Here is a 13375-nt window from a genome sequence, read left to right on the forward strand (position 1 = left end):
TGCGTCCGGCGGCGGCGCGCCACGCTCCGCCCGCCTGCCCCGGCTTACTTTCCGCTTGGCGGCGGCGTGGCGCTCTTGTCCTCGGCGGGCGGCGTGGCCGGTGCCGGCGTTGTCTCGGGCGCCGGTGCCGGTGTCGCTTCCGGCGCCGGCACCGGCGTGGCCGGCGTGGCGTTGTTGGTGTTGGGCGTGGTGTTGGCCGGCACCTCGTCGGTGGACCGGTCGCGGCAGGCGCCGAGCAGCGCGGCCACCAGGGCAGCGCCGAGCAGGAGGGTGGAACGACGGGGCAGGGAGGTCATGGTGTTCATGGTGTTTTCCTTTCGCTTCGCAGTGGGGGCGGCGCGCCGGACGGTGCGCGGCCAGGAGTGCCCATGCTAGGCGAAAAGGAAAATTTGTGGCGCGGAAATGCCCGCGCCCGGTGCCGCGCCACCGCTCAGGCGGCGCGGCTGGCGTCGCCCTCGCTGTCGACGCTGAGTTCGGCGTCGGCGTTGAACACGGCCATGTCGGTCTCGCCCAGCAGGCGGCTGGTCAGCGTGCCGGCGGTGATCGAGCCGCTGACGTTGAGGGCGGTGCGGCCCATGTCGATCAGCGGTTCGATCGAGATCAGCAGGCCGGCCAACGCCACCGGCAGGTCCAGCGCCGACAGCACGATCAGGGCGGCGAAGGTGGCGCCGCCGCCGACCCCGGCCACGCCGACCGAACCGATGGTGACGATCGCCAGCAACGGGCCGATGAAGGCCAGCGTGAACGGGTCGACGCCGACGGTGGGCGCGATCATCACCGCCAGCATGGCCGGGTAGATGCCGGCGCAGCCGTTCTGGCCGATGGTCGAGCCGAACGAGGCGGCGAAGTTGGCGATGCCCTCGGGCGTGCCGAGGCGCTGCACCTGGGTTTGCACGCTGAGCGGGATCGAGCCGGCGCTGGTGCGCGAGGTGAAGGCGAAGGTGAGCACCGGCAGGATCTTTTTAACGTAGCGCAGCGGGTTCAGGCCGGCGCCGGCGACCAGCGCCAGGTGCACGCCGAACATCAGCGCCAGCGCGCTGTAGGAGGCCAGCACGAAGCTGATCAGCTTGAGGATGTCGGCATAGCTCGAGCTCGACACCACCTGGGCCATCAGGGCGAACACGCCGTAGGGGGTGAGCCGCAGCACCAGCGTGACGATGCGCATGACAATGGCGTGGGCGACCTTGACGAACTGCTCGAACGAGGCGAACACGGCTGGCTGCTTGGCGTGGATGCCGGTGGCGGCGATGCCGATGAACAGCGAGAACACCACCACCGCGATGGTCGAGGTCTTGCGCCCGCCGGTCATGTCGAGGAAGGGGTTGGCCGGGATGAAGCTGAGCAGCATGCCGGGCAGCGAGATGGCCTTGGCGGTGGCCACCGAGCCCTGCAGGTAGGCGCCGCGCGCCACCTCGGCGGCGCTGGCGGTCAGGCCGACGGCGGTCAAGCCGAACAGCTTGGCCATCAGGATGCCGATGCCGGCCGCCACCAGCGTGGTCAGCATCAGGGTGCCGATGGTCAGCGCGCTGATCTTGCCCAGCGAGCGGGCGTTCTTCAACTTGAGCACGGCGGAGATGATCGACACCATGATCAGCGGCATGATGACCATCTGCAGCAGCTTGACGTAGCCGCTGCCGACAATGTCGAGGTACTCGCCGGTGCTGGCCAGCACCGGCGCGCCGGCGCCGTAGAGCGCCTGCAGGCCGGCGCCGAGCACGATGCCCAGGCCGAGGCCGCTGAACACGCGTACCGAGAACGAGGCGTGGCGTCGCTGCTGGCGGTAGAGGAAGGCGAGCACGGCCAGCGCGGCCAGCAGGTTGAGGATTACATAGATTGCCATGGGCGGCCTTGGGTTCTGGAATTGTCGGGCATTTTATCGCCTATCGGACCGGCGCGCACGTTGGCGGCCTCCACTGTACCGCGCCGTGGCGCGGCGGCCAACGGCGCGGCGATGAATATTTCCGCATATGGATATCCGGCACCGCTATATCGGCGTCCGGCGGCCGCCCCCTTTTTGTCGAGCCCGGCGCTATAATCGCTGCGCCCCCCCGGCGACCGCCGGGCGCGCCGACGCAGATGAAAAGGAAAGCACCACGATGAGAACATTGTTTGGCCTGTTACTACTTGCCGGCAGCGCCGCCGCCACCGCCGCCGACGACGCGGCTATGTCGCGCTGCCGCAGCATCGACGCCGGCGCCGGCCGCCTGGCCTGCTACGACGCCATCGAGCTGGGCGCGCCGCGCGCCGCCGCCACGGCGCCCGCCACGGGCGCGCTGTCGGTCCAGCAGCAGCAGGAGCGCTTCGGCCTGGAGAACCGCGCGCCCAAGGCGGAGCAGGAGCAGGTGAAGTCGCTCGACAGCCATATCGAGGGCGACTTCGACGGCTGGGGGCCGCGCGGCACGATACGCCTGGCCAACGGCCAGGTGTGGCGGGTCAGCGACGACAGCCAGGCCGTGCTCGACCTGCACAACCCGAAGGTGAGGGTGGTGCGCGGCCTGCTCGGCTCGGGCCACTATCTGGAGATCGAGGGCACCAACCACGCGCCGCGCGTGGCGAGGCTGAAATGAGGACGGCGCTGATGTTGTTGCTGGTGTCCGGCGCGGCCTTGGCCGACGACGCCGCGCTGCTGCGTTGCCGCGCGCTGCCGGACGGCCCGCAGCGCCTGGCCTGCTATAACGCGATTGTCGTCGCACCGGCCGGCAGCGGGCCGGCGGTCGGCGCCAACGCCGGCGCGCCGTTCGCCGCGCCGGCCCAGGCGCCCAGCCGCGCGCAGCTGGAGCAGGCCTTCGGCAAGGAGCCGCCGGCGCTGCAGGCGATGCGACTGGCCTCGCTGACGACCCGCGTCGCCGGCCGCTTCGACGGCTGGGTGGCCAACCAGACGATACGTCTGGCCAACGGCCAGCTGTGGCGCGTGGTCGACGGCAGCGACGACGTGCTCGACGCCGACAGCCCCGCCGCGACGCTGCAGCGCGGCCTGCTGGGCGCGATCTACCTCGACATCGACGGCGCCCACCGCCGGCCGCGCGTGCAGCGCGTCGAGTAGCCCGCCTAGCGCAGCGTTTCGGTCAGCACGCGGCCCTCGGCGGCGGCCGGCGGCCGCACGCGCAGCAGGTGGGCCAGGGTCGGCGCGATGTCGACCACCTCGGCGTACTGGCTGTAGGCGCCCGGCTTGATCCACTGCTTGCCCATGATGATCAGCGGCACGTTGGTGTCGTAGGCGTAGGGCGAGCCGTGCGAGGTGCCGCTGCCGCCCTTGCCGAAATACCAGTAGGGCTTGGTGACCACCATCAGGTCGCCGGAAATCTGGCGGTGCCAGGCGCGCCGCATCAGCGTGCCCATGCGCGTCTCGCCGGCGCCGTTGGCCTCCAGCTGGCTGCGCGTGTAGACCTGGGCGATGCCCTTGGTGTCGAGCAGGAAGCGGGCGGCGGCGTTCTCCACCTCGTCGCGTTTCAGGCCGGCCTTTTCCACGGCGGCATAGTCCAGGTGCAGATTCGGCAGCGACCAGCTGGTGACCAGCTTGCCGGCCTTGAACTTGGCCTCCAGCTGGGCGTTCAGCGCCGCCACCATCTTGTCGCCGTCGACCCGTTGCGCGTCGATGTGCTGGCCCTGCGCGAACTCCGGCGTGTTGGGGAAGCCGTGGTCGGCGGTCAGCACGACGACCACGTTGTCCATGCCGACGCGCTGCTCGAGGTAGCCGAAGAAGCTGGCCAGCATGCGGTCCAGCCGTTGCAAGTGGTCGTGCGACATCTTGCTTTCCGGGCCGAAGGCGTGGTTGACGTAGTCGTGCGCCGACAGGCTGACGCCGAGCAGGTCGGGCACGCCGGCCGGGTTGTTGCCCAGGTTTTCGCCGGCCACGGCGGCGCGGGCGAAGTCCAGCGTCAGCTCGTCGAGGAAGGGGCTGCCCTTCAGGCGGTTGTAGTAGTCGGCGTCGAGCTGGCCGTTGTCGCTGTAGTAGGAGAAGGGGAAGCGGGTGGCCACGCCGGGCTTGGCCTGCACCAGATCCTCGCTGGCGTCGCCGGCGTAGGCGGCGTCGGCCAGCAGCGGACGCCAGGTCTTGCCATAGTAGCGGTCCTGCGGCTTACCGGCCTGGTAGCGCTGCACCCATTCCGGGTGCGACTGCATGTAGTAGCTGCTGCTGGCGAAGTTGCCGGTCTTGTCCATGTACATGTAGGCGGTGCCGCTCTTGCCGCCGAGCAGGATCGCGCCGCGGTCCTTGCCGGACACGGCCACCACCTTGGCGCGGTTGCCGCTGGCGTAGCGCAGCTGGTCGCCCAGCGTGTCGACGCGCAGCTTGGCCGGCGAGGTGCCGTCGTGCGCCTTGGTCTCCTCGCCGATGTAGCGGTGGGCGCTGTCCTCGGTGCAGTAGACCTGCTCGTGGCTGACGGGGTCGATCCAGTTGTTGCCGATCACCCCGTGCTGGTAGGGGTAGGCGCCGGACAGCACGGCGGCGTGGCCGATGGCGGTGACGGTGATGCCGTGCGCCTGGTGGGCGTTGCTGAACCAGGCGCCCTGGTCGAGCAGGCGGCGCAGGCCGCCCTGGCCGAACTGGTCGCGGTAGCGCTGCACCTGTTCCTGCGGCAGGCCGTCGACCACCAGCACCAGGATCAGTTTCGGTTGCGCGGCGGCGCTGGCGGCCGGCTTGGCGGCGGCCGGCTTGCTGTCGGCGGTGGCGGCGTTGGCGCCGCCCATGCAGGAGGCCAGCACCAGGGCGCTCAGCAGGTGTTGTGGGGCGGGGAGTTTCCGGGTCATATGCGATTTTGTCTGGGGGGAATTTGGGCGGCCCCCAGTGTAGCGCAAGATCGTGACGGCCGCGTGACAGGCGTCCGCCGCCCATGCCGCCCCCTCAAGGTGCCGGCGGCTTCCACACCACCCAGAGGCCGAGATCCAGGGTCAGACCCTAGGGTCTGACCCTTCTTAGCCGCCGGCCGCCGGCTAGTAGATTTCCGGCACCAGGATTTCCTGCGGCACCGGCTGGCGCTCGTAGTCGTCGTGGCGCTCGCGCTGCGGCAGGTCGATGCTGCTGCGCGCCACCTCCTCGTAGGGCATTTGCTGCAGCAGGTGGTGGATGCAGTTGAGGCGGGCGCGCTTCTTGTCGACCGCCTGCACCACCCACCAAGGCGCCTCGGGGATGTGGGTGCGTTCGAGCATGATCTCCTTGGCCTTGGTGTACTCCTCCCAGCGGCGGCGCGACTCCAGGTCCATCGGGCTCAGCTTCCACTGCTTGAGCGGGTCGTGGATGCGGCCAAGGAAGCGCAGGTGCTGCTCCTCGTCGGAGATGGAGAACCAGTACTTGACCAGCTGGATGCCCGAGCGCGCCAGCATGCGTTCGAATTCGGGCACGGTGCGGAAGAACTCCTCGTACTGCTCGTCGGTGCAGAAGTTCATCACCCGCTCGACGCCGGCGCGGTTGTACCAACTGCGGTCGAACAGCACGATCTCGCCGGCGGCCGGCAGGTGCGACACGTAGCGCTGGAAATACCACTGGGTGCGCTCGCGGTCGTTGGGGGCGGGCAGGGCGGCGACGCGGCAGACGCGCGGATTGAGGCGCTGGGTGATGCGTTTGATGACGCCACCCTTGCCGGCGGCGTCGCGGCCCTCGAACAGGATCACCACCTTGTGGCCGGTGGCGACCACCCAGTCCTGCAGCTTGACCAGCTCGGCCTGCAGGCGGAACAGCTCGCGGAAGTAGGCGCGCCGCGCCGCCTTGTCGGCCTCGCTGCGGCCGCCGGCCGGGTCGGCGTAGGCGTCTTCCAGGTGGTCCTCCAGCTCCAGTTCGAGCTCCTCGTCGTAGCTGTCGGCGATGTCGCGGTGGATGCGGCTGAGTATTTCCTGGTCTTGCAAGTTCACGGTGGCGTCCTTCGTCTGAATGGTCGGCTGCCAGGCGGCGGGGTTGGCGGCCTGGAGATCAGAACGAATGTACTCGCCAAATATGACCGACCGGTGACAGCAGGGCCGACCGGTGCCTTAGGCCATGCCAGCAGAAAACATTGAATTTATTGAAAAACACAAAAAACACATATTTTTACTTTTTTTAATAAATTTGTTGATTTTGATCAATGTTCGAGGCAAGATGTCTTCATCGATCCATCGAATTGCCTCGCCCCCCCCGCCGTTTGATCTGCAAACCTGTTCGTCCATAATTATCGCTTCAAAGGAAATTCAAATGCGAATCGCAAACTTGAGAATTGGTGTGCGTCTGGCGGTCGGCTACGCCGCGATCCTGCTGCTGCTGGTTGGCGTGACTGTGCTTGGTGTGGCCGGCATCCACCGCTCCAACGAGCAGCTCCACCATATCGTCGACGTCAATTCCTACAAGATCGGTTTGCTCGAGGAGATGTCCAAGTCGACCCATATCGTGTCCCGCGTCGTGCGCACCATCGCGCTGCTCGACGACGCGGCGCGGGCCGAGCAGGAGCACAAGAAGATCGACGAGGCGCGCTCGCGCTACAACACGGCCTTCGACACGCTGCAGAAGATGCGGCTGGACCAGGCCGGCCGCGACTTCGTCGCCAAGATCCACGACGACCAACTGGCGGCGCGCGCGCTCAACGACAAATTCGCCGAGCTCAGCCGCACCGACAAGGCGGCGGCGCCCAAGTTCCTGCTCGACCAGGCCGGTCCCGCCACCGCCAAGTGGCAGGAGGCGATCGAGCAATTCATCGTCCTGCAAAGGGACAAAAGCGGGCGGGACGAGGCGGCCGCCGAGGAAAGCTATGCCGGCGCGCGGCTGTGGATGTTGCTGCTCAGTGCGGCCGCCGTGCTGCTCGGCGCCGGCATCGCCTGGTACACCACCGTTTCGATCACCACGCCGATCCGGCGCGCCGTGCTGATCGCCCGGACGGTCGCCGCCGGCGACCTGAGCCAACACATCGAGGTGGACTCGAGCGACGAGACCGGCCAGCTGTTGCAGGCGATGAAGGAGATGAATGAAAGCCTGATCGGCATCGTCGAACAGGTGCGCGCCAGCACGGAGACCATCAGCACGGCGTCCGCCGAGATCGCCACCGGCAATATGGACCTGTCCGTGCGTACCGAGCAGCAGGCCAGTTCGCTCGAGGAGACCGCCTCGTCGATGGAGGAGTTGAGCAGCACCGTCAAGCAAAACACCGACAATTCGCACCGGGCCAACCAGTTGGCGATCGCCGCCTCGGCCGTCGCCGTCAAGGGCGGCGGCGCCGTCTCGCAGGTGGTCGAGACGATGGGCATGATCAACGCCTCGTCGCAGAAGATTGTCGACATCATCGGCGTCATCGACGGCATCGCGTTCCAGACGAACATCCTGGCGCTGAATGCGGCGGTCGAGGCGGCCCGCGCCGGCGAGCAGGGCCGCGGCTTCGCGGTGGTCGCCTCGGAAGTGCGCAACCTGGCGCAGCGATCGGCCACCGCCGCCAAGGAGATCAAGGTGCTCATTTCCGCCTCGGTCGACCAGGTGGCGCAGGGCGCGCGCCTGGTCGACCAGGCCGGACTGACGATGGACGAGGTGGTGGTGAGCATTCGCGGCGTGGCCGCCATCGTCGCCGACATCACGGCGGCGACCCGCGAGCAGAGCGCCGGGCTCGAGCAGGTCAACCAGGCCATCGTGCAGATCGACACCGTCACCCAGCAGAACGCCGCGCTGGTGGAGGAGGCCGCCGCCGCCGCCGGCTCGCTGGAGGAGCAGGCGGTGCAGTTAAGCCGGGTGGTCGGCGTGTTCAAGCTGGCCGGTTCGGTGGTGGTGGCGGCCGGCGTGCGCCGCGTGGCGCGGGCAGGGGCGGCGGCGCGCCCGTCGACGCAAGCGATCCTGCGCGCGGTCTAGGCCGCGCCTAGGCGGTGTCGCCGGCGGCATCCTCGTCGCCGCCGAGCCAGCGCAGGCGGCCGTGGGCCGATTCGCCCAGCCGCGCGCGCAGGGCGGCGGCGGCATCGTCGGGCAGGCTGAACTCCAGCGTCACCTCGGCGTCGTGCGCCACCTGGTGCAGCGCCGCGCCGGCCAGCTCGATCTCGTGGCGCAGCAGGCCCTCCAGCGCGTAGGGCACGGCGCAGCGCAGCCGGCGCAGGCGGACGATGGCGACCTTCTGTGTCGCCAGCAGGGCCTGGGCGACGCCGTCGGTGTAGGCGCGCAGCAGGCCGCCGGCGCCCAGCTTGACGCCGCCGAAGTAGCGCACCACCGTCGCCAGCACGCCCTCCAGGTCCTGGTGGCGCAACACCTCGAGCATGGGCCGGCCGGCCGTGCCGCTCGGTTCGCCGTCGTCGACCGCCGCCGACTGGCCGCCGGCCAGCAGCGCCCAGCAGACATGGGCCGCGTCCGGATGCTGGGCGCGCAGGCCGGCGACGATCTGCTGCGCGGCGGCGCGGTCTGTCATCGGTTGCACGCAGGCGATGAAGCGGCTCTTTTTGATCAACAGTTCGTGGTGGCCGGCGGCGGCGATGGTGTAGGACATGGGGCGATCATTACGGTGGTTCGACAAATGGTGGCGGGCGGGCCCGGCCGCTATTGTATCCGCCGTCCGCGCCGCAGCGCCGGTGTTGCCGGAAGCCATGCTTTTGTTGTAAATATGAAAACGTTACAAAGTGCGTTGATGTGCGGCGGAAAAGTGCCTACCCTTGTGCTTCGACCAATTTCAGACGGAGATGACATGGATTACAACGCCACGCGAGAAGCCCTGCAACACCCCGAAGTCCAGCCGACCGTGTTCGCTGGCGCTGGCGGCCCCGGCCTGCGGCCGTCGGCCTTGTGCGCCGAACTGTCGCGCCTGGCCTACATCCGCTTCGAGAACGGCGACGCCGAGCAGGCCGCGCTGCAGCAGGCGCTGGCGCTGGGCGGGCTGGGCCAGGCGCACACCTTCTCGACGCGGCGCAGCGGCACCCAGGGCTTCGCCGTCGTCTCGCGGGACGGCCAGGACGCCTACGTGGTGTTCCGTGGCACGCAGATGGACGACCCCACCGACATCGGCACCGACCTCGACTCCCGCCTGCACGCCTGGCCGCAGGGCGGCAAGGTGCACACCGGCTTCTTCAACGCGCTCGACAGCATCTGGGACGCCGTGCGCGGCTGGCTGGACGCCAACCCGGCGACGCGGCTGTGGTTCACCGGACACAGCCTGGGCGCCGCGCTGGCCACCCTGGCCGCCTCGCGCGCCGGCCGCGCCGACGCGCGCCTGGTGACCTTCGGCTCGCCGCGCGTGGGCGACCGCGCGTTCGCCGCGACCTTCCAGCCGGACCGGGTCGAGCGCTACGTCAACTGCTGCGACGTGGTGGTGTTCATGCCGCCCGACGTCAGCCTGGGCTACGCGCACATCGACCAGCTGTCCTACATCGACCACGCCGGCGAGCTGCACGGCGCCACGCCGGCGGCCGACGCCATCGAGCGCGACCGGGCGTCGGCGCGCATGCACTACCTGCTCGAGCAGGCCTGGCGGCGCCACAACGTCGGCGTGCGCGACCTGGCCGACCACTCGCCGATCAACTACGTGCGCGCCTTCGTACGCTGAGGGGGCGGGCTGCCGCGCGGCATGGTGTATTGTGTTGGCTACCAGCCACAGCATGGGGGCAGCATGCCTTTGCACCGTCCGTCACAGTCGCCAGCGCGAGCGGGGAAGCGCTCGCTTTTCGCCCTCACCCGCGCCATCGCGCGCGCCGTCGCCTGCGCCGGCGCGTTGGGTTGCGCGGCGCGCGCGCACGGCGCCGGCCTGCAGGACGTGCATGTCGGCATGGGCCTGCCCAAGCCGCCCTACATCATGGAGTCGGGCGAGGCCGGCCTGGACTACGACATCGCCAAGCAGGCGCTGGCCGCCGGCGGCTACAAGCTGGTCGGCCAGTTGCTGCCGCAGACGCGCGCCCTGGCGATGCTGCGCGGCGGCCAGCTCGACGGCATGCTGTCGACCAACGAGGGGATCGGCGGCCAGGACTACTTCACCGACACGTATATCGTTTACCAAAACGTCGCGACCACGCTCAGCAGCCGCCATCTGGACATCCGGCGCATCGAGGACTTGGCGAATTATTCGGTGGCGGCGTTCCAGAGCGCCAGCATGTTGCTCGGCGAACGCTTCCGCCTGGTCGCCAGCAAGCACCAGGGCTACAGGGAATATGCCTCGCAGATCACGCAGGACAAGCTGCTCTTCATGGGGCGGATCGACGTGGTGGTGGGCGACCATTTGATTTTCCGCTACTTCAGCGGCAAGCTCGAAGCGCAGATCGATGGCACGCAAGCGGTGACCCAGCACAGGATCTTCCCGGAAAGCCCGCGCAAGGCGGTGTTCCGCGAGGCGCGCGTGCGCGACGGCTTCAATGCCGGCCTGAAGATCATCCGCGCCAACGGCACCTACGACGCTATCGTCAAGCAGTACCTCGGCAGCGCGCCCTGAGCTGCGGCGCCGCGCCGCCATGCCTGCGGCGAGGGAATGTTTTTCGCGCAGATGCAAAAAGGGTTAGCAAGCTTGCGCTCACTAACCCTTTTCTGTGCTGCTGAATCCGTGGTAGGCCGTGCGGGATTCGAACCTGCGACCAACGGATTAAAAGTCCGCTGCTCTACCAGCTGAGCTAACGACCCGGAGGGGCGCTATTGTAACGCCGCTTTGGTGAATCCGCAAGTGGCGTCCCGGCGGCGGCGCGCGGCGCGTTATAATCCGCCGCGTATCAACTTGCCCAGCCCGCCATGACCCAGCCGATCCCCCTCCCGCCCCACGCCAGCCACGACCCCGAGCAGGGCGACGACGACGACCTGTGCCGCCAACTCGGCCTGGAGGCGCGCGGCATCTCGCTGGCGCGCATGGAGGGCCGGGTGTTCCTGCGCTTTGCCGGCACGGTGCACTGCGACGGCCGCCAGGTGCCCTACGAGCTGGTGCCGGCGCAGGGCGTGCTGGCCAAGCCGTCGAAGTGGCGCAAGTTCGACGCCGGGGCGCGCGCCGCGCTGCTGGCCGAGCGCACCGGCGCCGACGCCGTCGCCGAGCTGCACGCCGCCGCCGCCGACTTCGTCGCCGAGCTGCTCGGCCTGTGCGAGGACTGCGAGATGGACCCGGCGCCCTTCCTGCGCGCGCTGGCCGACACGCCGCTGGCCGAGCCGGCCGGCGCCGTGTTCGACCGCATCCGCCAGCGCTTCGAGCACGCCGTCGAGCGCGAGGTGGAGGAGCGCCACGCCGAGCGCACCAAGCAGAGCATCAACCTGGCCGAGTACCCGGCCTCGTTCGAGATGGCGCGGCGCCTGCCGCGCCGCTTCATCGCGCTGCTCGGGCCGACCAACTCGGGCAAGACCCACCAGGCCATCGAGGCGCTGGCCAAGGCCGACAGCGGTGTCTACCTGGCGCCGCTGCGCCTGCTGGCGCTGGAGAACTACGAGCGCCTGCAGGCCGTGCAGCGGCACGGCAAGCCGCTCGCCGTCAGCCTGGTGACGGGCGAGGAGCGCCGCCTGACGCCCGGCGCCTGCCACGTCGCCAGCACCGTCGAGATGCTCGACACGCGCACCCCGGTCGACGTGGCAGTGATCGACGAGATCCAGATGCTGGGCGACCGCGACCGTGGCGCCGCCTGGACCGCCGCCGTCTGCGGCGCGCCGGCGCGCACCGTCTACCTGGTCGGCGCGCCCGAGGCGCGCGCCGCCATCGAGGCGTTGGCGGCGCGGCTGGAGTGTCCGCTGGAGGTGCACCTGCTCAAGCGCAAGGGGCCGTTGGCGATGGAGCCGATGGCCGTGCGCAAGGTGCGCAACCTGCGCCGGGGCGACGCGGTGATCGCCTTCTCGCGCCGCGAGGTGCTCAAGTGGTGCGACCTGGTGACGGAGATGGGCCTGTCGGTGGCCACCGTTTACGGCAACTTGTCGCCGGAGGTGCGGCGCGCCCAGGCGCAGCGCTTCCGCGACGGCGAGGCCGACGTGGTGGTCGGCACCGACGCCATCGCCATGGGCCTGAACATGCCGATCGCCCGCATCGTCATGACCACCACGGTCAAGTACAACGGCGTTGACGAGGAGGAGATCCCGGCCGCGCTGGCGCGCCAGATCGCCGGCCGCGCCGGCCGCTACGGCGTGCACGAGGAGGGGCTGGTGGCCGGCTACGACGAGGAAACCCACAAGGTGATGCGCGAGCTGCTGCGCGAGAAGCCGGTGCCGCTGAAGGCCAACGGCTTCGCCGTGGCGCCCACGCTGGAGCACCTGCACCGCATCGCGGCGGCCACCGGCGAGCAGGCGCTGGCCAAGCTGCTCAAGCGCTTCGTCCACAACATCGACGTGCCGGACGGCTTCTTCTACCCGCGCATCACCGAGGACCAGTTCGACCGCGCCGCCTGGCTCGACACGTTGGAGTTGACGGTGGCCGAGAAGTTCGTGCTGTCGCTGGTGCCGGTGTCGACCAAGGTGGCCTCGCTGCAGCACGCCTGGGAGGGCTGGGCGACGGCGCTGTCGCGCAAGAAGACCATGCGCCTGGGCGGCGAGCGTAACCAGATCGGCCAGCTCAACCTGCAGCAGGTGGAGGACACCTGCCGCTTGTACTCGGCCTACGCCTGGCTGGCCTACCGCCTGCCGGACTACTTCCCCGACGCCGAGCTGGCGCAACTGCTGTCGCGCGAGGCCTCGAGCCGGGTCGACCAGCTGCTGCAGCTGCAGAACGCCACGGCGCGGCGGCGCGCGCCGAAGGCCTCCAGCTTGAAACGTCGGCGGCCGTAAACCTGCCGAAGGCGAAACGCCGCCGGGTTTTGTTTAACCCGGCGGCGTTCCGGCCGCTCGCTGGGGGGGGCTTAGGCGGCCGGCTGTTTAAGCTGGCGCCGGCGCAGCGCCGCCAGGCCGACCAGGCCGACGCCCAACATCAGGTAGGCCTCCGGTTCGGGCACGGCCAGCGTTTGCAGCGACATCGGCTGGAGCGTCGCCGGGAGCTCCTTCAGATTCGGGTCGAGCAACAGCACGTCGGAGAAATTCAGCGCTCCGCTGCCGACGCCGATCACGTTGAAGCTGAAGTGGGCCAGCTGGCCGCCGCCGCTGACGCCAGGACGCACGCCGAGCAAGGTGGCGAAGGTGAAGGAGATCTTGCCCAGCGTGTTGTCGACAGATCCGGTGTCGCCGAAGGAGACGGCACCGAGGAAGGAGCCGACATTGGCGCCGGTGGCGCGCAGCAGCGTCGGGTCGAACGACAAGGAGAACTGGTAGGCGTACAGGTCGGTGACGTCGGCGATGGCCACGTCCAGTTCGACCGTCGATCCCAGCACCGCCGGGTTCTTCGACGCGTGCAGCGACAGCACGGCATCGGCGGCGGCCTGGCCGGCGGCGGCGGCCAGCAACAGCGCGATGGCCAGCTGGGTCTTGCGGGTTGTCCAAATCTTCATAACAAAATTCTCCTTGCCCTCGGGGCGTTGGTATCGGTGCATATCGGGTGAGCGGCCGGCGCGGCGCCGCTTGGCGCCGGCCGGCCGTGGA

The 13375-nt window shown here is 69.2% G+C and carries 12 protein-coding genes and 1 tRNA gene; 6 read left to right on the plus strand and 7 right to left on the minus strand.

From position 1 onward, the window contains the following. Positions 1-44 precede the first annotated feature (44 nt). Positions 45-305 carry a hypothetical protein gene (locus tag BM252_RS27710; protein WP_093390906.1) on the minus strand — a complete coding sequence of 87 codons (261 nt, stop codon included), beginning with the start codon at positions 303-305 and terminating at the stop codon, positions 45-47. A gap of 125 nt (positions 306-430) precedes the next feature. Continuing rightward, a complete protein-coding gene (locus tag BM252_RS27715; RefSeq protein ID WP_093390907.1) occupies positions 431-1840 on the minus strand; it encodes an L-cystine transporter in 1410 nt (469 codons plus the stop codon). Between the two features lie 256 nt (positions 1841-2096). Here BM252_RS27715 and BM252_RS27720 point away from each other — a divergent pair, with 256 nt between their 5' ends. Continuing rightward, positions 2097-2567 (plus strand): hypothetical protein, encoded by a 471-nt coding sequence (locus tag BM252_RS27720; protein ID WP_093390908.1) that lies wholly within the window; start codon positions 2097-2099, stop codon positions 2565-2567. After that, a complete protein-coding gene (locus tag BM252_RS27725; protein ID WP_139236783.1) occupies positions 2564-3043 on the plus strand; it encodes a hypothetical protein in 480 nt (159 codons plus the stop codon). Before BM252_RS27720 ends, BM252_RS27725 begins: the two co-directional genes overlap by 4 nt. Before the next feature lie 5 nt (positions 3044-3048). Here the strand turns inward: BM252_RS27725 and BM252_RS27730 are convergent, their stop codons facing one another. Then, positions 3049-4749 (minus strand): alkaline phosphatase family protein, encoded by a 1701-nt coding sequence (locus tag BM252_RS27730; RefSeq protein ID WP_093390911.1) that lies wholly within the window; start codon positions 4747-4749, stop codon positions 3049-3051. Between the two features lie 183 nt (positions 4750-4932). Next, complete coding sequence (ppk2, locus tag BM252_RS27735; protein WP_093390950.1) at positions 4933-5841, minus strand: polyphosphate kinase 2; 909 nt, start codon at positions 5839-5841, stop codon at positions 4933-4935. Between the two features lie 322 nt (positions 5842-6163). On the opposite strand from ppk2, the gene BM252_RS32075 reads away from it, so the two are divergent. Beyond that, positions 6164-7795, plus strand: coding sequence for a methyl-accepting chemotaxis protein (locus BM252_RS32075; RefSeq protein WP_093390913.1), 1632 nt, complete (start codon positions 6164-6166; stop codon positions 7793-7795). Between the two features lie 7 nt (positions 7796-7802). On the opposite strand, the gene BM252_RS27745 is transcribed toward BM252_RS32075, so the two are convergent. Next, positions 7803-8417 (minus strand): IMPACT family protein, encoded by a 615-nt coding sequence (locus tag BM252_RS27745; protein ID WP_093390914.1) that lies wholly within the window; start codon positions 8415-8417, stop codon positions 7803-7805. A gap of 195 nt (positions 8418-8612) precedes the next feature. Here BM252_RS27745 and BM252_RS27750 point away from each other — a divergent pair, with 195 nt between their 5' ends. Together BM252_RS27750 and BM252_RS27755 are read left to right on the plus strand one after the other, a co-directional pair. Further along, positions 8613-9467, plus strand: a complete 855-nt coding sequence (locus BM252_RS27750) for a lipase family protein (RefSeq protein WP_174900707.1) — start codon at positions 8613-8615, stop codon at positions 9465-9467. Positions 9468-9530: 63 nt separating this feature from the next. Then, positions 9531-10343 carry a substrate-binding periplasmic protein gene (locus BM252_RS27755; RefSeq protein ID WP_174900708.1) on the plus strand — a complete coding sequence of 271 codons (813 nt, stop codon included), beginning with the start codon at positions 9531-9533 and terminating at the stop codon, positions 10341-10343. A 109-nt stretch (positions 10344-10452) separates the two neighbouring features. Here BM252_RS27755 and BM252_RS27760 read toward each other — a convergent pair. Continuing rightward, a tRNA-Lys gene (locus BM252_RS27760) sits at positions 10453-10528 on the minus strand. Positions 10529-10633: 105 nt separating this feature from the next. Here BM252_RS27760 and BM252_RS27765 point away from each other — a divergent pair. Then, positions 10634-12631, plus strand: a complete 1998-nt coding sequence (locus tag BM252_RS27765) for a helicase-related protein (RefSeq protein WP_093390919.1) — start codon at positions 10634-10636, stop codon at positions 12629-12631. 71 nt (positions 12632-12702) lie between these two features. On the opposite strand, the gene BM252_RS27770 is transcribed toward BM252_RS27765, so the two are convergent. Continuing rightward, positions 12703-13284, minus strand: a complete 582-nt coding sequence (locus BM252_RS27770) for a cohesin domain-containing protein (RefSeq protein ID WP_093390920.1) — start codon at positions 13282-13284, stop codon at positions 12703-12705. Between the last annotated feature and the right edge of the window lie 91 nt (positions 13285-13375).

Source organism: Rugamonas rubra, from assembly GCF_900114705.1.
Taxonomy (GTDB): domain Bacteria; phylum Pseudomonadota; class Gammaproteobacteria; order Burkholderiales; family Burkholderiaceae_D; genus Rugamonas; species Rugamonas rubra.